The 17,797-nt window shown below is 41.4% G+C and carries 17 protein-coding genes, 1 pseudogene and 1 riboswitch; of the genes and pseudogenes, 2 read left to right on the forward strand and 16 right to left on the reverse strand.

All coding sequences use genetic code 11. From position 1 onward, the window contains the following. Position 1: 1 nt before the first annotated feature. The 9 genes and pseudogenes from AC3WLU_RS03420 to secA all read right to left on the reverse strand — a co-directional run bounded on the left by AC3WLU_RS03420 (position 2) and on the right by secA (position 11,472). Positions 2-1,195, reverse strand: coding sequence for a PDZ domain-containing protein (locus AC3WLU_RS03420; protein ID WP_492596819.1), 1,194 nt, complete (start codon positions 1,193-1,195; stop codon positions 2-4). 192 nt (positions 1,196-1,387) lie between these two features. Continuing rightward, positions 1,388-2,812 (reverse strand): S41 family peptidase, encoded by a 1,425-nt coding sequence (locus AC3WLU_RS03425; protein ID WP_063574695.1) that lies wholly within the window; start codon positions 2,810-2,812, stop codon positions 1,388-1,390. A 141-nt stretch (positions 2,813-2,953) separates the two neighbouring features. Next, a complete protein-coding gene (locus AC3WLU_RS03430) occupies positions 2,954-4,345 on the reverse strand; it encodes a murein hydrolase activator EnvC family protein (protein ID WP_057278128.1) in 1,392 nt (463 codons plus the stop codon). Between the two features lie 93 nt (positions 4,346-4,438). Beyond that, complete coding sequence (ftsX, locus tag AC3WLU_RS03435; protein WP_492596820.1) at positions 4,439-5,332, reverse strand: permease-like cell division protein FtsX; 894 nt, start codon at positions 5,330-5,332, stop codon at positions 4,439-4,441. Then, the gene (ftsE, locus tag AC3WLU_RS03440; protein WP_034309898.1) at positions 5,322-6,008 is read right to left on the reverse strand and encodes a cell division ATP-binding protein FtsE; all 687 of its coding nucleotides are present in this window, start codon (positions 6,006-6,008) and stop codon (positions 5,322-5,324) included. Before ftsE ends, ftsX begins: the two co-directional genes overlap by 11 nt. A 292-nt stretch (positions 6,009-6,300) precedes the next feature. Further along, entirely contained in the window at positions 6,301-6,645 is a 345-nt protein-coding gene (cccB, locus tag AC3WLU_RS03445) for a cytochrome c551 (protein ID WP_057278129.1), read from the reverse strand. Between the two features lie 49 nt (positions 6,646-6,694). Continuing rightward, positions 6,695-7,554: pseudogene (locus tag AC3WLU_RS03450) on the reverse strand (YitT family protein). Between the two features lie 156 nt (positions 7,555-7,710). Beyond that, positions 7,711-8,809 (reverse strand): peptide chain release factor 2 gene (gene prfB, locus AC3WLU_RS03455; protein ID WP_223255851.1). Its coding sequence is split into 2 segments (ribosomal slippage): positions 7,711-8,745 and positions 8,747-8,809, totalling 1,098 coding nucleotides; the frame shifts between segments, so codons are not numbered across the junction. 149 nt (positions 8,810-8,958) lie between these two features. Continuing rightward, positions 8,959-11,472 (reverse strand): preprotein translocase subunit SecA, encoded by a 2,514-nt coding sequence (gene secA, locus AC3WLU_RS03460; protein WP_034309885.1) that lies wholly within the window; start codon positions 11,470-11,472, stop codon positions 8,959-8,961. 419 nt (positions 11,473-11,891) lie between these two features. Here secA and AC3WLU_RS03465 point away from each other — a divergent pair, with 419 nt between their 5' ends. Continuing rightward, positions 11,892-12,215, forward strand: a complete 324-nt coding sequence (locus AC3WLU_RS03465; protein ID WP_048684020.1) for a helix-turn-helix domain-containing protein — start codon at positions 11,892-11,894, stop codon at positions 12,213-12,215. A 148-nt stretch (positions 12,216-12,363) separates the two neighbouring features. Here AC3WLU_RS03465 and sinI read toward each other — a convergent pair whose 3' ends face one another. The 7 genes from sinI to flaG all read right to left on the reverse strand — a co-directional run bounded on the left by sinI (position 12,364) and on the right by flaG (position 16,716). Then, positions 12,364-12,504 carry a DNA-binding anti-repressor SinI gene (gene sinI / locus AC3WLU_RS03470; protein WP_082854487.1) on the reverse strand — a complete coding sequence of 47 codons (141 nt, stop codon included), beginning with the start codon at positions 12,502-12,504 and terminating at the stop codon, positions 12,364-12,366. 30 nt (positions 12,505-12,534) lie between these two features. Beyond that, positions 12,535-12,620: riboswitch (cyclic di-GMP riboswitch) on the reverse strand. 158 nt (positions 12,621-12,778) lie between these two features. Beyond that, positions 12,779-12,961, reverse strand: coding sequence for a hypothetical protein (locus tag AC3WLU_RS03475; RefSeq protein WP_440439315.1), 183 nt, complete (start codon positions 12,959-12,961; stop codon positions 12,779-12,781). Between the two features lie 286 nt (positions 12,962-13,247). After that, on the reverse strand, positions 13,248-13,805 hold the full coding sequence (gene hpf, locus AC3WLU_RS03480; protein WP_048684017.1) for a ribosome hibernation-promoting factor, HPF/YfiA family: 558 nt from the start codon (positions 13,803-13,805) through the stop codon (positions 13,248-13,250). A gap of 252 nt (positions 13,806-14,057) precedes the next feature. Then, positions 14,058-14,402: a flagellar protein FliT gene (gene fliT, locus AC3WLU_RS03485; RefSeq protein WP_411739248.1), complete on the reverse strand. Its 345-nt coding sequence runs from the start codon at positions 14,400-14,402 to the stop codon at positions 14,058-14,060. Beyond that, positions 14,402-14,803 carry a flagellar export chaperone FliS gene (gene fliS, locus AC3WLU_RS03490; RefSeq protein WP_098864861.1) on the reverse strand — a complete coding sequence of 134 codons (402 nt, stop codon included), beginning with the start codon at positions 14,801-14,803 and terminating at the stop codon, positions 14,402-14,404. The genes fliT and fliS overlap by 1 nt, the downstream gene beginning before the upstream one ends. Positions 14,804-14,827: 24 nt before the next feature. Further along, positions 14,828-16,339, reverse strand: a complete 1,512-nt coding sequence (locus AC3WLU_RS03495; protein WP_413000650.1) for a flagellar hook-associated protein 2 — start codon at positions 16,337-16,339, stop codon at positions 14,828-14,830. Positions 16,340-16,353: 14 nt separating this feature from the next. After that, positions 16,354-16,716, reverse strand: coding sequence for a flagellar protein FlaG (gene flaG, locus AC3WLU_RS03500; protein WP_492596821.1), 363 nt, complete (start codon positions 16,714-16,716; stop codon positions 16,354-16,356). 175 nt (positions 16,717-16,891) lie between these two features. On the opposite strand from flaG, the gene AC3WLU_RS03505 reads away from it, so the two are divergent. After that, entirely contained in the window at positions 16,892-17,734 is an 843-nt protein-coding gene (locus AC3WLU_RS03505; protein WP_106027004.1) for a DNA endonuclease, read from the forward strand. Positions 17,735-17,797: the final 63 nt, after the last annotated feature.

The raw sequence follows: 17,797 nt of genomic DNA on the forward strand, positions 1-17,797 counted from the left end.
ATTAACCCACTTGTCCGCTTTCCTTCAATTGATCGTCAACGAACAAGAGGCCCAGTTCGTAATGCTCCCCGTCAAATAGAGCTCTTTGCACAAAACGAATCTGTTCATTATTATCGATGACCTCGAGCTTGCAATGTGCCCGGTTTATTTGTAGCGCCCTGTATAGCTCTTCTTCTTCCCTGACGACGACCCCGTTTATTTTCGAAATGACCTCGCCTTTTTGCAACCCCATTTTATCTGCCGGAGATTGAGGGATAACGCCTAAGATCTGGACACCCAGCTTACTTTTCGAAAAATAAAAAGGAAGCTTTTGATCCATTGCCTTTTGGGAATGATGCAGGAATTCACGGCAAAGGATTGCCAAAACAACCGTTATGATTGCCAATGGAGGGTACCAGTAACCAGCTGCAGCCAATACCGTAATCACAATTCCCAATGCCCCTACCTTTTTGCCTTGCGCCTTAATTGCCAGTTCCGGGAGCGTCCCATGGACTTTTTGCTCAAAGCCGATTAAAATGGGCAGTACGATCGGCGACAGGGACATGTCCCCGATTGTAAAAACCGGATACCATTCGAAAGGCGCTGGAAGTTGTCCTCCAGGAATCATAACGAACATGGGAATTAGCCAGACCCGCTGTGAAACATACACACCTATCGGCTGCCCCCTTTTGGATACCTCCAAGTGAGGAGAGACCTTTTTACTTCCATTAGCAACAATCAAAAACCCTTCAGCAATCAGTAATAACCCCATTAAAATAACAAGTGTCGGATATACGGACCGATCTAGCTGATTAAGGGAATCCTGAAATAACGTCAGCTCGATATCTCTATCATATAGAAAGAACAGGATAAAGAAAGTGAGCCCCATTGTATAAACGGGGGAAACAAACCTCTTTTTCATGGATAGCATCGCCAAAACCGTAACCACTGCCATGATGGACATTGCCACCAAAGGAATGGCGAGTCCGGTGGCCAGCGTGAGGAAGGAAAGGATCAATCCCCCTATCAATCCTAGAGGCAGCATGGAACGCAGCTCCATGGAAAAACTGTAGATCTTCGTATTAAAATCATGGCGTTCCCGTTTAACGCGAAGATAGCCGATGAATAAGCAATAGGCAATCGAAACATAAAGCAAAGGGTGAAGGAAAAGTTTTCCTAATCCCATTAAGCATGCAATCAGCCAATCCGTTGTCAATTTCTATCCACCATCCTCAAAAGTAATCAAAATTTTGTCAAACTTCGTTCTGGTCAGTTACCTCCTATTCTATCAAAAATGTAGCCTCCATGCCTATTAAGATGCAGAAAAATTAGGTTTATCTCAAGTTGGCAGGCAAGGAACGATTAAATGCAAAAGAGGCACCGCTCCAAGGGGAACGATGCCATCAAGTTACTTCACTAAATAATTCAAAGCCGTGCGTAACTGGATATCATTATCTTCATCCTGGATCTTTTCCAGAATGGCGGATTCCAGATGCGCTGCGGTTTTAGCATCCAGCTTACCGGTCACTTCCAGGCCGAATTGTTTTTGGAATGCCTTTACTGCGATTTCTGTACTCCAATCATAATATCCATCCTCACGACCCGGTTCAAATCCGAGTCCTTTCAGAATGCTTTGGGCATACAGGATTTGTTCATCATTCATATCCCGCTCCAACACCTTCTCAATCGCCAGCTGATGGGCATTAAAATACTCCGGTTGTTTGACTTTGATCGTCGGTTCGATCCCTTTTTTATGGATCCAGTTCCCTGAAGGAGTCAGCCACTTATATAACGTAAGTTTAATCTTACTGCCATCACCCATTGGTACAGCTTGCTGTACTGTGCCTTTACCGAAAGTCTTCTCGCCAACCAATGGATAGCCTCCCGCCTCTTGCATGGCGCCAGCCAGGATTTCCGAGGCAGATGCGCTCCCTTTATCCGTCAAGACGGCAATGGGATAACTTTTCGCTTTCTTAAGGCTTGTGAAAAACGATTGTGTTTCCCCCGTTCTTTCGGCAATTTGCAAATAGGGCTTGTCTTTTGTGATGAACTCGCCAAGAATCGTTTCCACACTGGAAAGAAGGCCGCCTGGATTGCCGCGTACATCTATGACCAAGCCCTTGATTCCCGTCTTTTCCAGCTTCTTAATCTGCTTTTTGAAATCACTTGCAGTATTTTCCGAGAATGTGGTCAACTCGATATAACCGATTTGTTCTCCGCCGACTTCCTTAATTGATGAAAATACGGTATCCAATGGAATTTCGGCGCGCACCATATTGAATTCAAGTGGATTATCAATCCCTGCCCGCTTTATTTCAATTTTGACGGGTGACCCTTTTTCACCGCGGATTTTCAGGCGTGTTTCATACAGATCCAGCCCTTCAACACTTTCACCATTCACCTTGAGGATTTGATCTTTCGGCTTTAATCCAGCTTTTTCTGCAGGCGAGTCTTTGTAAGGAGAAACAATGATGACCTTACCATCTTCCATTCCGATTTCAGTCCCGATCCCTTCAAAAGAGGAGTCCAGGGTTTCATTGAATTGCTTAGCGGTCTCCTTGTCCATATATACGGAATAAGGATCTTTCAGCGCTGACAGCATGCCTTGGATGGCACCCTCAACCAGGTTGGAGCCATCCACCTGCTCTACATACTGACTTACGATTAAGCCGTAAGCTTGTTCCACTTTTGCCCATTCCTTATCCTTCGATATTTCTTGGCTTTCATCCTTTGCTTCATTCTTGGCCGGAAGGCTTGTCCAATATATGCCCCCCACTGCTCCAATGGCTAGTGACATGATGATTGCTAGAGGAAGTACCCATTTTTTGACCATATTTATCCCCATTTCTGACCTGATATGTATTTCACTATATGAGGGGAATGAAAAGAATATGCTTATAGAAAATGGTGACACTACATAAAAAAACAGACAAGGAATTTATCCTTGTCTGTTTTTCAATTGATATATTGGGTATTAGATATTTACATAGTTTAATGGATTAACAGCATTTGACTTGCTATAATTCCATGGGCCTTTATGTAGCTCAAAGTGTAAATGCTGACCGAAGGAATGGCCTGTGTTACCCATGATGCCTACTTGTTGACCTTTTGCAACTACAGCACCTTCGCCTACTTGTCTAGAACTTAAGTGTGCATACACAGTAGTCCATTGCTGACCGCTGATCGAGTGGGTAACGAAGACGACATTACCGTATGTACTTGAGAAGTAAGAACGGCTTACGACCCCGTCGGCTGCCGCTACAACCGGAACCGTTCCACTAGCAGCTATATCGATACCGGCATGCTGTTTATTCCAGCGTTCACCCATTGTTGAAGATACATACCCTGCACTAGGTCTAGTGAAAGTACCCGATGAAACGGCTGGCGCTTGACTTACATTAGACGAAGCGGGTGAAGATGATGATGAACTGTTGCTTTTTGCACTATATCCTGAAGAAGTGGATTGTTTTTTTGTTTCGGTTGCCTGTGATGCTTGTGATGCTGCTTGTGCAGCCGCTTGTGCAGCTTCTTGCTCTGCACGTTTTTTCGCTTCGGCTGCCGCTTTTTTACGAGCTGCTTCCAATTCGGCAAGACGTTGATGTTCCAAGCTGATGGCTGATTTGATGGCTTTTTCTTGAGCAGCAAGATTCGCTTTTTCTTCCTCTAGACCCATCTTCTCATGTTCATGCTTTTCAGTTTGTTGCTTTAATTTTTTAACCAATGCATCCTTTTCTTGCTTCTGCTGTTTTTGTTGCTTTTGAATTTCCAATAGTTCAGCTTTTGCCACTTCTAAACTGGCAAGCTTCGTTTCAACGGCTTTTTGCTTTTCTTCGAGATCCTTTTTATCCAGCTCATGCTGCTTTAAAATATCGCGGTCGGCTTCAGCGATTGTCGCTACAGCTCCGACACGGTCAACTAAATCCCCAAAACTGGATGATCCGAATAATACTTCAAGGTAGTTCACGTCCCCGCCAGTCTCCTGGAAAGAAAGTGCCCTTTCCTTCAATACTTCATTACGTTTCGCGATCCGCTCTTTTAATACTTTAATCTCTTCTTTCAATGCCTCGATTTCTTTTTTCGTTTGTGTAATTTCAGCATTTTTAGCATCGATTTTTTTTGCGGACTCTGCGATTTTCGCTTCAATGGCAGCTATTTGGTCTTCTGCTGTCATTTGCTTATCCTGCAGGCTATCGATTTTCTTTTCCGTGTCGGAAATATTCGATTCAACACCTGAACGTTTTTCCTGGATGGATTCTTTCTGTTTCTCTAAATCCGATATAGACTCAGCATAAACCGAAGGTGCCGCCAGAATGCTTCCCAACCCGATCATGATGGAGGCATTCATGGCAATGATATTTTTTTTCACGTTTCATTTCCCCTTTCAACCCGTTACATCCTTGCCTTGTAACGTCTCTCTATTTATGTCTGGCTACTTTTGGCTTTCGAGTAAAGATACAATTTAAACTTTCAAGAACTTCCTGACTGACATCAAGCTGCCCCATATTCCGATAACCGCACCAATTACGATGAGGATGGCCGATACTTGATAAATAAACGGATTTGCAGGCAGGAAATCTATGAATTTGAACGTAATCTGCGGTGCTGCATATTTATAAAGATTATAGTAGAGTACTGCAATCAGTCCTATCGGAATGATGGAACCGAGGATTCCCAACCAAAGTCCTTCCAAGAAGAATGGCCAACGGATGAATGTATTCGTCGCTCCTACCAATCTCATGATCTCAATTTCTTTTCTTCTGGCTACAATGGTAATTTTAATCGTATTCGAAATCAGGAACATTGCAGTAAATAGTAAGCCTACAATAAGAACGATCCCTATGTTTCTAGCAATATTAACAAAGCTGAATAGCTTCTCGACGTAGCCTTGTCCATATTTAACACTTTGGATATATTCCATACCTTCGATTTTCTTTGCCACCTTGATGACATCTTGCGGCGATTTCGTTTTGATAACATAAACGTCCCTTAATGGGTTATCCTGTTCAAATGGTTTAAAAGCATCACCATTATCTCCTAAATCATCTATTAAATTAGTAAGCTCTTCATCTTTTGGAGAGAAAATCACTGATTCGATACCGTTTATCTCCGTAATTTGCTTACCGATAGCTTTTATATCGTCATCATTCGCCGCATTATCAATATGTGCACGAACTTCGACATCTTTCTCCACATTTCCCGCGATATGATTTAAATTCATCATGAGCACTAAAAAGACGCCAACCAAAGTTAGAGTGACCGTTACTGCACTGACAGAAGCAAACGTCATCCATCCATTACGGCCAATATTTTTAAAACTTTCACGGAAGTGACGGAGCAATGTTCTAAATTTCATATCCGTAATCACCTCGATGTTCATCGCGAACTATTTTTCCACTTTCAATGGCAATGACACGTCGTTTAATATTGTTGACGATGTCCCTATTATGTGTGGCCATGACCAGTGTAGTTCCGCGTTTATTAATTTCTTCGAATATGTTCATGATTTCCCATGATGTTTCGGGATCAAGGTTACCTGTAGGCTCGTCGGCTATGACTACCTTGGGATCATTGACGATCGAACGGGCTATTGCAACCCTTTGCTGTTCCCCACCAGATAACTCGGAAGGAAGCATTCTCGCTTTATGTTTAATGCCAACCAGATCAAGAACTTCCATGACTCTCTTTTTGATTTCTTCTGGTTCCTTTTCAATAACTTCCATGGCAAAAGCAACATTTTCATATGCAGTGAATGTTTGAAGGAGTTTAAAATCTTGGAATACCATACCGATATTACGGCGGAATAGAGGAACTTTCGAATTGCGGATACTTGGCAGGCTTACACCATTGACCAAAATATTACCGCTTGTAGGCTTTTCTTCCCTATACATCATTTTGATGAAGGTCGATTTTCCGGCACCGCTCGGACCCACTACATAAACGAATTCGCCAGGCTTTATTTTCACATTGATACCATTAATGGCAATTACGCCATTTGGGTATGTCTTTTTCACATCTATCATTTCTATCATTCTAAAACCACCTAATTTGCTTGGATTATCACTATGTATCTACAGCTTTTCGACAATTTTCACTGAAATCTGACAGGAATCTCCCTTACTTGAGCACAGAAACATTATAACATCATATTTTGTCAAATTAAGCATAAAAAATATTACAGTTTCATTTCAGTTAGACATATATCAACATCTATGTAATAATTCCAGGATTTGATTGCTTGATAAGTGGTTGATCGTGAGTTGTTTCGAGGGTTTAATGGAGGCTAAATGAAACGTCCCGCTAAGCAGAACGTTTCATTAATCATTATTTATGTTCAGCAAGCCATTCAGCGACCATGCTCGCTTCCTTGCCCTTGATTATACCTTTTGGCATTCCGCCGCTTTGGCCATTCGCAATGACTTTTTCAATGTCTTCTTTTGATAGCTTGGAACCTACCTTCGTCAAGTTCGGTCCCACGCCGCCTTCAAGATTCACTGCATGGCAGCTTGAACATTTGTTTTCATAAATTTTTGCGGCATCACCGGCACCTGCCGTAGTCGTTTCGTTATTTTCACTTGCAGGCTCTTTATCTGCAGCATCATCGTTCCCACCGCATGCAGCCAAGGCCAAAGAAGTACCCAGAACTAAGGCTAACCACTTCATTTTCATTGAACTTACCCCCTCTGATTTATACCAGCACAAGAACATTATACCAATTTCAATCCAGTTTAAAACCCTCCCCAAGTACCTCCGAAGCGTCCATTACAATTACAAACGCTTTTGGGTCAACGAGTTTCACCAATTGTTTCAATTTGGTGAATTCCGACTGGTCTATTACGCACATCAAAATTGGACGAGTATCATCCGTATAGCCGCCATACCCGGATATGCCTGTTACACCCCGGTCCAGCTCATGTAAGATAGCATCCCTTACTTCCATTTCTTTATTCGTGATGATCAGTGACATCTTCGAACGGTTCAATCCAATCTGGACAAGGTCGATCGTCTTGCTTGTCACATATAGTCCAATCAATGCATAAAGGCCTTTTTCAATATCAAAAACGATGGCAGCACTTAAAACGATCCATCAATGACAGCCACACAGGTCCCCAATGACAGATGGGAATATTTATGGAAAATCTGTGCCGCCAAATCGGTCCCCCCAGTGGAACCCTTGCCGCGAAAGACGATTCCCAGCCCAAGCCCGACCATCATCCCCCCGCAAATCGAACCAAGCAATGCATCATTCGTCCATGCCTCCCAATCCTTTGTCAGAAATACCACTAAAGGCAGGAACAAGGTTCCAATCAGGCTTTTGGCTCCGAAATGCCTTCCGAGGATAATAAGCCCTGCAATGAACAAAGGGATATTAAAACCCCAAAGGACATAAGCCGGCTCCCAACCGAGAGTTGACCTGAGAATCGTGCTAATCCCGCTGACCCCTCCGGATGCGACCTGGTTAGGCAGTAAAAACACATTAAAACCAATGGCAATTATGGACGAACCGACAATCACCAATCCATACTCCGTTAACTTTTGAATGAAAGGATGCCTCTGCTCCCTGTATCTTCTCTTCATTTTGCATAAGTCTCCTCGAACCATCATTATTATCTAGTATTGGCCGAACGAGGTAGAGCATCCCTTTTCAATCCTGTAAATGTCAGCCAGAAGATTCATTAAAAAGGGAAATCATAAAAAAAGCCGGACCGGGGAAACCGGTCCGACTGGCTGATCTTATAATTTGGAACGCAAGTACGCATCAATGAACATATCGATATCCCCATCCATGACAGCTCCCAAGTTTCCGGTCTCCGCACTAGTACGGTGATCTTTAACCATGGAATACGGATGGAAAACATAAGAACGAATTTGGCTTCCCCAGCCAATTTCCTTTTGCTCCCCGCGGATTTCATCCAATTCCGCTTGTTGCTGTTCAATTTCACGTTGATACAATTTGGCTTTCAGCATATTCATGGCCTGGGCCTTGTTTTTGATTTGAGATCTCTCGTTTTGGCACGTTACCACGGTGTTCGTAGGTAAATGGGTGATCCGGACCGCCGAGTCCGTTGTATTGATATGCTGACCACCTGCACCACTTGCCCGGTACGTATCGATTTTCAAATCTTCCGTGCGTACTTCTATATTGATCGTCTCATCGAATTCCGGCATGACTTCACATGAAACGAATGAAGTGTGGCGTCGTCCTGAGGAATCGAAAGGAGAAATACGGACAAGACGGTGTACCCCTTTTTCCGCTTTCAAATAACCATAGGCGTTATGGCCTTTGAAAATTAAAGTGACACTCTTGATCCCAGCTTCATCACCTGGAAGGTAATCAAGGGTTTCCACTTTAAACCCTCTTTTTTCACCCCATCTTGTATACATGCGCAACAGCATGGAACCCCAATCCTGGGACTCCGTACCGCCTGCACCAGGATGCAGTTCAAGAATGGCATTTTTCGAGTCATATTCTTCACTTAATAAAAGTTGAAGTTCAAAGTCATTCATCTTTTGTGCAAGAACCGTGATTTCTTCTTCCAGCTCAGCTAAAAGTTCTTGATCATTCTCCTCTTTCACTAATTCATATGTCAAATCCAGATTTTCATATGATTCATTCAGGTCGGACAATTGATTGACTTGTTCTTTCAAAGCATTCGTTTCATTGATGACAGTTTGTGCTTTTTGCTGATCATTCCAAAAATCGGGATGTGTCATCTCATTTTCTAGCTGTGCGATTCGTGCCTCTTTTTCATCTAAGTCAAAGAGACCCCCTAAAGTCCGTTAATCGCTGCGCTGTCCGTTCAAGTTCATTTCTTATTTCTGCTAATTCCATTTCTCTTCACCTCATTAAGTATGTTAAAAAAAATCCCTGAAGAGGGATTCCCTTCATTACAATAAACCTCTTCATTATATGCAAACTAAACATGAAAAGAGGCGGCTAGCCTTGGACTTAACCGTCTCATCTTCATTATACACCTAACTTTAGCCTAAATTGCCATGGCAATTCTTATATTTTTTACCGCTGCCGCATGGGCATAACGCGTTTCTTCCAACGTCTTCCTTTTTACGGGCAGGGGCTTTTTTCACTTTTCCCCCGTCTTCTTCCTTCGGATTGACCGCTTGTCCTTTTATGACTTCCTTACGTTCCAAATTGTTGCGGATTTCAGCCTTCATGATGTATTTCGCGACTTCATCTTCCATTGAAGCAATCATCGCTTCAAACATCGCAAAACCTTCGGATTGATATTCACGAAGCGGATCGATTTGGCCATAAGCACGAAGGTGGATCCCTTGGCGCAGCTGCTCCATTGCATCAATATGGTCCATCCACTTACTATCGACTGCACGAAGAACGATTACCTTTTCGAATTCACGCATTTGTTCTTCAGATAGCTCTTCTTCTTTTTGGTCATAGCCTTCTTTCACTTTTGCTAAAATGAACTCAACCAATTCCGATTCGTTTTTCCCTTCCAAATCAGCCACAGTGATTGAACCTTCATTGAATAGGTTACCATTCAGGTAGTCGACAAGGCCTTGTAAATTCCAGCCTTCCTCATCGCCCATTGGAGCAAACGCGACAACATTTCGCTGGATGGATGCCGTGATCATCGTTTCGACGATTTCACGTAAGTTTTCACTTTCCATGACATCAAAACGCTGTTTATAGATAATTTCCCGTTGTTGACGGAGAACATCATCATACTGCAGTAATTGCTTACGTGAATCGAAGTTATTGCCTTCGACCCGTTTCTGTGCGGATTCAACGGCCCTTGTCACCATTTTACTTTGAATTGGCTGGGAATCATCCATACCTAGGCGTGCCATCATGTTTTTCATGTTATCCGAACCGAAGCGGCGCATCAATTCATCTTCCATTGATAAATAGAATTGAGTGACCCCTGGATCACCCTGACGGCCGGACCGGCCCCGCAGCTGGTTATCTATACGCCTGCTTTCATGACGTTCCGTGCCGATGACAGCAAGGCCCCCAAGCTCCTTGACACCTTCACCAAGCTTGATATCCGTACCGCGACCTGCCATGTTAGTAGCGATCGTAACTGAGCCTTGATTACCCGCATTCGCAATGATTTCCGCTTCACGCTCATGGTTCTTGGCATTCAAAACATCGTGAGGGATGCCTTTTTTGGATAAATAGGCAGATATGACCTCAGATGTTTCGATGGCAACCGTACCGACAAGCACAGGCTGACCCTTTGTATAACGTTCGGCGATGTCTTCCACAACAGCCTTGAATTTCCCATCAGTTGTCGCATATATAAGATCTGCCCTGTCATCCCTGATGATATTCCTGTTTGTCGGGATCGCAATGACATTCATATTATAAATATTGCGGAATTCCTCTTCTTCCGTTTTGGCTGTACCGGTCATACCTGAAAGTTTTTCATACATCCTGAAATAGTTCTGGAATGTAATCGTCGCAAGAGTCATGCTTTCATTTTGAATTTCAAGTCCTTCTTTCGCTTCGATTGCCTGGTGGAGACCTTCACTGTAACGGCGGCCTTTCATCAAACGGCCGGTGAATTGGTCAACGATGACTATCTCGCCTTCCTGGACGACATAATCCACATCCAAATGCATGGAAACATGAGCCTTTAACGCCTGATTGATATGATGATTCAAAGTAACGTGACTAATATCGAATAAATTATCGATATTAAACGCTTTTTCAGCTCGATTCATCCCATCTTCCGTCAGCTGAACACCTTTTGTCTTTTCATCATATGTGTAGTCCGTATCTTTCTTTAAGGTTCTTACAAACGCATTGGCCTGGATATAAAGCTGAGCCGATTTCTGTGCCGAACCGGAAATGATCAATGGCGTTCTCGCCTCATCAATCAAAATCGAATCGACCTCATCGATGACAGCGAAGTGCAGCGGACGCTGTACCATTTGTTCTTTATATAACACCATATTGTCACGAAGATAATCAAAACCTAACTCATTATTCGTACTGTACGTAATGTCAGCATTATACGCTGCCTGCTTTTCTTCTTTAGAATGACTGTTCAAATTCAACCCGACGGTCAAACCGAGGAAATCATACAATACACCCATTTCGGTGGCATCACGGTGTGCCAAGTATTCATTGACGGTAACGACATGTACACCTTTACCGGTAAGCGCGTTTAAATAAACCGGCATCGTGGATGTTAAGGTTTTACCTTCCCCTGTTTTCATCTCGGAGATATTTCCATCATGAAGGGATGCCCCACCCATGATTTGAACACGGTAAGGATATAAGCCCAGAGCACGCTTTGCCCCTTCACGCGCAACCGCAAAAGCCTCGACAAGCAAATCATCAACGGTTTCCCCATTTTGATAACGCTCTTTAAACTCTTCCGTTTTGGCACGCAACTGTTCATCCGATAACGCAGCAGTTTCATCAGCCAGCGCTTCGACCTGATCGGCGATTTTTTCTAAACGTTTGATTTCTCGCTTATTCGGATCAAAAACTTTATTTAATATATTAAGCATTCAATAACGCTCCTCTATTATGGTAATGATCGTTCAATGATAAAATTCATATAAGTAAGAAGAAACACACCTTCTATTATTACTAATGCACGCTTAATTTTACCACTTCTATCATAGAGGTACAACTTCATGTCACTTCGCTGGTATAGACCTGAATGCAATTCTTGCGAAAAACAATGGATAAATGAGGAGTAAAACTGTTAAAATAGGAGAAAGTATAAAAAATATGTTGCAAACTCCCCACTATTCCATATGCAAACGTGAATTATCCATAACCTTCCATCACTAGATGCTGTGTCCTCTCTAGAGATAGCATGTCAAGGTAATCCGACCTTACAGGCGTCATGTTTTGAATGATAAGGTGGGCTGCCGAAACTTATTAGCGGAAGATAAATAGAACATGTTTCGAGGTGGTATTGATGATTGGTGAACGTGTAAAAAAACTGCGAGAAGAAAAGAAAATGTCGATGACTGAACTTGCCGATAAAGCAGGTGTTGCAAAGTCTTATTTAAGTTCGCTCGAGCGGAACTTACAAACGAATCCTTCTATTCAATTTCTTGAAAAAATCTCCTCCGTACTTAACATCCCTGTTGATGCCCTGCTTTACGATGCACCAAATAAGGAAACCTTGGACAATGACTGGATGAAAATCGTTGAGGAAGCCATGAATTCGGGTGTCTCAAAACAACAATTCAGGGAATTCATCGAGTTTAATAAATGGAGAAAAGATAAAGAAGAGTAGAGTGGTAGTGCACTAGTTTACCTACATAATCCTGAAGAATACAGTTTGGATAAGCTAGACTCACAAGAATCCCAAGGAAGAATAAACCCTATAAACAGCTATGAATCGAACCACTGTTTATAGGGATGTTCTCGAATTTGTTCGGAACCTATTTTCCATCGTTCTCCTCAAAAATTGCCTCAGGGCTTTCCCGTTTCAAAAAAGCAATGATTTCCTCTTTTTTGAAACCCAAGCTTCTTGCTTCAGAAATCAATTTCACCCATTCTTGATCCAGTTCCACATTAGCCACCTCTTCTACCTCCTAAAATACTCTTGTATTTCAGGCAGACCAGCCATCATAGTCAAAAGGACCTTAGACCTGTGCCTTTGCGCCCTCATTTTTCAAGGAGTTTGCCTTTGTCGTGGTATTTATTACCAAATACATTACCTATAATCATATTATAACGGATACGCACTCCATATATTGCTATTTTATGTCGGTAATCCACATAAATGCAAAAACTTTCATCCGACAAAATATTACAATATTAAGAAAATTTGAAGTTCAGGTGATTTTTCATAGACTAATTCAATTTCGTTTTGCTCTTCTTAAAATTTCTTTGGGGTGTATTGATTCTCTCGATTGTAAGTGCATCGTGTGCTTTTTGCGCAGTTAAATCCTCACCGCAGGTCGGGCAAAGCCACTTTCCATATTCCGCACTGCTAAAAGAAGCCCTATGGCATGTATGGCAATTCTTTCGATACAAGTAATCCAGCCCCCTCTGCACCTTGATCAAATTGTTTTCTACACATAACCCATTGTTCTTTTTAAAGAACTGATAATTCGAATACAGTGCAAAAGATAGAGATATTTGAATAGGCAATATTGACTATTTATCTTAATGAAGAACAAATTTTGTTCTTTTAAGTGATCTTTGTGTTTTTTTTAGAGAACCAAAAGAAACAATCATTTTTACGTTCTAACGGATTCTATCAACATGCAAAAAAGCACAACCCAGAGGCTGGGCTGTGCTTTTAATATTAGAATAATAATTAACTAGGTTCAATCAATCCATAGCGTCCATCCTTTCGGCGGTACACTACGTTTGTTGTATTAGTATCCGCATTCGTGTAAACGAAGAAACTGTGACCAAGCATATTCATTTGTAAAATCGCTTCTTCACTGTCCATTGGCTTTAAATCAAAGCGTTTATTGCGGACCACTTCAATATCATTATCGTCTTCGAATTCATCCACCACTTCGTCAGCTTCCGTATTGAAGGCGAATGCATCGGGTGTAGTCGATAGATTGTTTCGGAACTTGCGATTGACCTTCGTTTTATGTTTACGAATTTGGCGTTCAAGCTTATCATTGATCAAATCAATGGCAGCATACATATCCGCATTTTCCTCTTCAGCGCGAAGAACCAAATTCTGCATGGGAATCGTCACTTCGACCTTTGATGTATTATTGTTCACTTTTAAATTGACTAACACATTTGCATCTGGTGTATTGTTAAAATATCGTTCTAACTTGCCAATTTTCTTTTCGACGTATTCTCGAATTGCTGGAGTTACCTCAATGTTTTCACCGCGTACGTTGTAATTCATAAAGTGAGTCCTCCTTAAATTAAGACTATACAGTTAGATTCTACAATACCCCTCCGGTTCCTTTTAGAAACACATCATGAAATATGTCGAAATAATGAAACAATTGTCGGAAGGTTTGGAAAGGGTTGATGTCTGCCCTAGCTTCATTATATCAAATGCTATGCTAGAAAGAAAAAATTAAGCCTATTTTATTTACAGAAAATTTAAAAATATTTAACATCGAAACCATTTGGACTCCAAAATGGAAGGAAATCAGTTTCTTTTATCATAGAACACGCCATCCACTGATAGACTTTCATACGGATTCGTGTATTTATTGGAGGACTTTTTCTTCTTATTCATTTCCTGGATATCCCGCTGTATCTCCTGCTTTTGGAGCTTCAGCAAGTGATTGACCCGTTGGTTGAGCAACAGGACTGCACGTCCCATCTGCTGCTCCTCACCAGTAAAAGGCGGTTTGATTTGAGAAAGGAGTCCATCCCGCCGATCGATCAGCTTTGTAACCCTTTCTATTTTAACATCACGCTCTGTGATCGTACGATCTTCCAGTACGGCAAGTAATTCAGCAGTCAAATCATGAAAGGCTCTAATCACCATTACACCTGACCGCTTTGGGTGAATTGTTTTTTCCGGTTGATCTGAATTACTTCCTTCCACATATTCCGGAACTCCGTAACAAGTCCTTCCACTTCTTCCAAAGCAGAAACGTCATTTTTCATATTCGCTTCGATCAAACGGCGGTTCATGAAATCATACAGACTCATCATATCTTTGGATACATCCGCATCCATATTCAGCGTCACCATCAATTCACGGATAATGGTTTGCGCCTTGATGATGTTCGTATTCTTCACTTCGATATTTCCTGCTTCAATGGCTTTCTTCCCAAGCATGATGAACTTCAAACAGCCATTATAAAGCATTAATGTAAGCTCTCCCGGTGATGCTGTATTGACTGAATTTTGCTGATACGATTGATATGGGTTATTCATTGCCATATTTAACTTCCTTTCCGACATACCTTAACTAAAATAAGAAGCTAACGATGCACTTTGGCTGTTTGCCTTTTGAATTGCTTTTTCCATCGCAGTGAACTGGTTGTAATAGCGCGATTCCAATTTCGTTAACTTGGCTTCAAATGTTGAAATCTTCTTATCCAGCCCAGCAACCAATTTTCCGATTGTAAAATTATTATTAACATATCCGGCCTTCCCGGCTTTTTCAGTGATCGCCTTCATGGATGATTCTATATCATCCCTTAACCGGCGTGCGAGCCCTTTGTCGCTCTTTTCCGACCCATTGGCCATGAACATATCGTAGATCGCATTCGGATCCTCACTAATGGCTGCCCGGAACTTGTCCTCATCAATCGTTAATTTACCGCCTTCCAAATAATTCTTGGTGGTGGTGATTCCCAAACTGCTGAGATTGTTTTTTCCAGTGATTCCGTCCACCGAAGTGTATAGGGATGTCCTCATTGTGGTCAGGAGACTTTTTAAGGTAGAATCGCTTTTTAACGTTCCGCTCTTCGCTCGTTCTTCCCACAGCTTCACTTCATCCTCTGTCATTGCCTTTTTTTGCTCAGAGGTAAGCGGGGTAAAGGAGCGATATTTCGCTTCACCCATTTTATCTTGAACCTTTTTAATGACTTCATTGTATTTATTCACAAACTGAGTGATTGTGTCCAGGATGGCATCGACATCAGCTGTTGATGAGAATGTGACTGTATCCGCCGTTTTTTGCTTTACCGTTATTTCCGCTCCATTAATCTGAAACGTATTCGAAGGCCGGGAAATGTCCAGGCCATTATAAGTAATCGATGCATTTTCTCCTATTGTGCCGCCAGCCCCTTCATTGTCACTGCTCATTTTTAGTACATTGAAGAAATCTCCAGTACCCCCTAACTCAATTTCAGGCCGATTTTTTGCATCACCGGTATTTTTAGCAGTGATGGAAAATTTCTGGGACGTCCCATCGAAAAATAGAGTCACCCCCGAGCTGGCATTAATTTTATTTATGACACTCTCTAACGTATCGTCCGCATTAAGGGTAAGTGTATACGGTTTTTCCACTGTTGCTCCATCTTTTACTTCCGTATCAAAACCGCCATCTTTATTGATGGCCAGTATCGTAATATCTTGAGGGGTCGCGATTCCCAATTCAGATAGTTTCTTTTTGGGGTCGGTAACAGCAGATTTTTCCGTACTTGTCATGGTTGCTGCCTTGGCAAGCCCATTCACTTTTATATTCCCGGAAAAATCGCTGGTCGAATTCACATTTTTCACTGATACAGCATCTGGATTCGATACCATTACCTTCTTTTTAATGAAGGAAGACTGCTTTCCAATTCCATCACGAATGAGCGTATCCAATTCTGATAAAGCTGTATTCATCGAACGGTAATCATCCCGCTGCCACTCGGAATACTGCTTTTTCTGTGTCAGTTTATCCAATGGCACCCGTTCTGCCTGCATCATGCTCTTAACTAATTCATCAATGTCCATCCCGCTTGCTAAACCACTGATTCGTACCATAATTGATCACCCGCTTATATTTTTTCATCCACCATTATGCCGACAAACTCCGTCATTGCCGCATAGAAATCCAATAACTTCTTCGGGGGAAATTCCCTGATCGTCTCATCCGTCACGTCATCCACTACCTTGACATAATACTCATTCAGCTTCTCATGATATTCAAAACGAACGGCCGTATGTGTCGGATTCAGGAAGGTGTTCAAACTATCCACCATTTCCCGCACCTTTTCTTGTGAAGGCTCAACAGTAGATTCCACTCTTTGTTCCGAATAGGCAAGTGTATTCATTTCACGCTGATAATAAGAACTGATTCCTTCCGAGATTGCTGTTCTAAGTTGTGAGGAAAGAATATTCGTGGATAAACTCTCCAGCATCTAAATAGCCCCCAATAGGATATCTTTACTTTTTATATCGGTTCTAAAATAGAACTTTACAGTGTATTGCACAGGATTTATCATATATACAGAACAAACATTCGCCATTGGAGGGGATAACATTATAAAATGGGATTAAGAAGATAAGCTTACACTCTTATATAAGGAGGTTTTCATGATTAATCTTACTGATATCCAGAAAAATATATTATATGCCAGCATTATAAGTGACGGTGAAATAACGAAAATTTATAAAAATAGCAGGAGAAAGAACAATAGCTATCGGGAACACTACGGCACATCTCAGGAAGCTTATCGAAAATGGAAAATTTCATTTTTTGATGGATTATTATATATCACTCCGGCAAGTCAATGTGTCCGTTCCGCTTCTTTAGAATTATTTACGGATTTATTCCCACACTTTTACAGTAATGATGGAACTAAACATCTCCCTTTCACATTACTGAAAAATTGCACTTTAGCACATTTCCTAACTATTCTATACATGGATGATGGCTCTTTAAGCATCTCATATAGGGTAAATCATAATAAAAAAATTATATACCTCACACCGCATATATACCTTTACCTTCAATGTTATCCTAAAGACGAATTAGAGAAATTAAAGGAACATATATTTACCACATATCATTTATCCTTAAAGCTGAGTTCTCGTAAGGATGGATATGGATATATTCTAAAAACTACTTCTGTTAAAGAAACTTTTCGTTTCCTCGAACTAATCGAACCTGTAGCAAAAACTTGTTCTTCTATGTTATATAAAACCTCTTGGGAATTCCGAAATCAAAAAGAAATACTCAGATGGAAATCTAAGTATCCTGATTACAAGATTCTTACCAGCAGTTCAGATCGCTCTAAACCCTATTCTCCAGATGAAATTAAATTACTAAGACAACTTAAAGAAAATGGTTATACCACAAATGAAATTGCAAAAATGTTAAAAAGAAGTTATTGGTCCGTTACTCACAAATGGCAAGAAATTAAAAAACTAAACTAACGCTATCTCGTGTGATAGTATTTCGGAGCTAGATAATAATGTTTATCTAACCGAGTCCTTTAT

It is taken from the genome of Peribacillus sp. FW305-BF15 (genome assembly GCF_058783805.1).

Bases quoted from the DNA above. Each gene is read 5' to 3' on its own strand.
- AC3WLU_RS03425 (WP_063574695.1), bottom strand. From the start codon at position 2,812: ATGGTCAAAAAATGGGTACTTCCTCTAGCAATCATCATGTCACTAGCC.
- ftsX (WP_492596820.1), bottom strand. From the start codon at position 5,332: ATGAAATTTAGAACATTGCTCCGTCACTTCCGTGAAAGTTTTAAAAAT.
- ftsE (WP_034309898.1), bottom strand. From the start codon at position 6,008: ATGATAGAAATGATAGATGTGAAAAAGACATACCCAAATGGCGTAATT.
- cccB (WP_057278129.1), bottom strand. From the start codon at position 6,645: ATGAAAATGAAGTGGTTAGCCTTAGTTCTGGGTACTTCTTTGGCCTTG.
- secA (WP_034309885.1), bottom strand. From the start codon at position 11,472: ATGCTTAATATATTAAATAAAGTTTTTGATCCGAATAAGCGAGAAATC.
- AC3WLU_RS03465 (WP_048684020.1), top strand. From the start codon at position 11,892: ATGATTGGTGAACGTGTAAAAAAACTGCGAGAAGAAAAGAAAATGTCG.
- hpf (WP_048684017.1), bottom strand. From the start codon at position 13,805: ATGAATTACAACGTACGCGGTGAAAACATTGAGGTAACTCCAGCAATT.
- fliT (WP_411739248.1), bottom strand. From the start codon at position 14,402: ATGGTGATTAGAGCCTTTCATGATTTGACTGCTGAATTACTTGCCGTA.
- fliS (WP_098864861.1), bottom strand. From the start codon at position 14,803: ATGGCAATGAATAACCCATATCAATCGTATCAGCAAAATTCAGTCAAT.
- AC3WLU_RS03495 (WP_413000650.1), bottom strand. From the start codon at position 16,339: ATGGTACGAATCAGTGGTTTAGCAAGCGGGATGGACATTGATGAATTA.
- flaG (WP_492596821.1), bottom strand. From the start codon at position 16,716: ATGCTGGAGAGTTTATCCACGAATATTCTTTCCTCACAACTTAGAACA.
- AC3WLU_RS03505 (WP_106027004.1), top strand. From the start codon at position 16,892: ATGATTAATCTTACTGATATCCAGAAAAATATATTATATGCCAGCATT.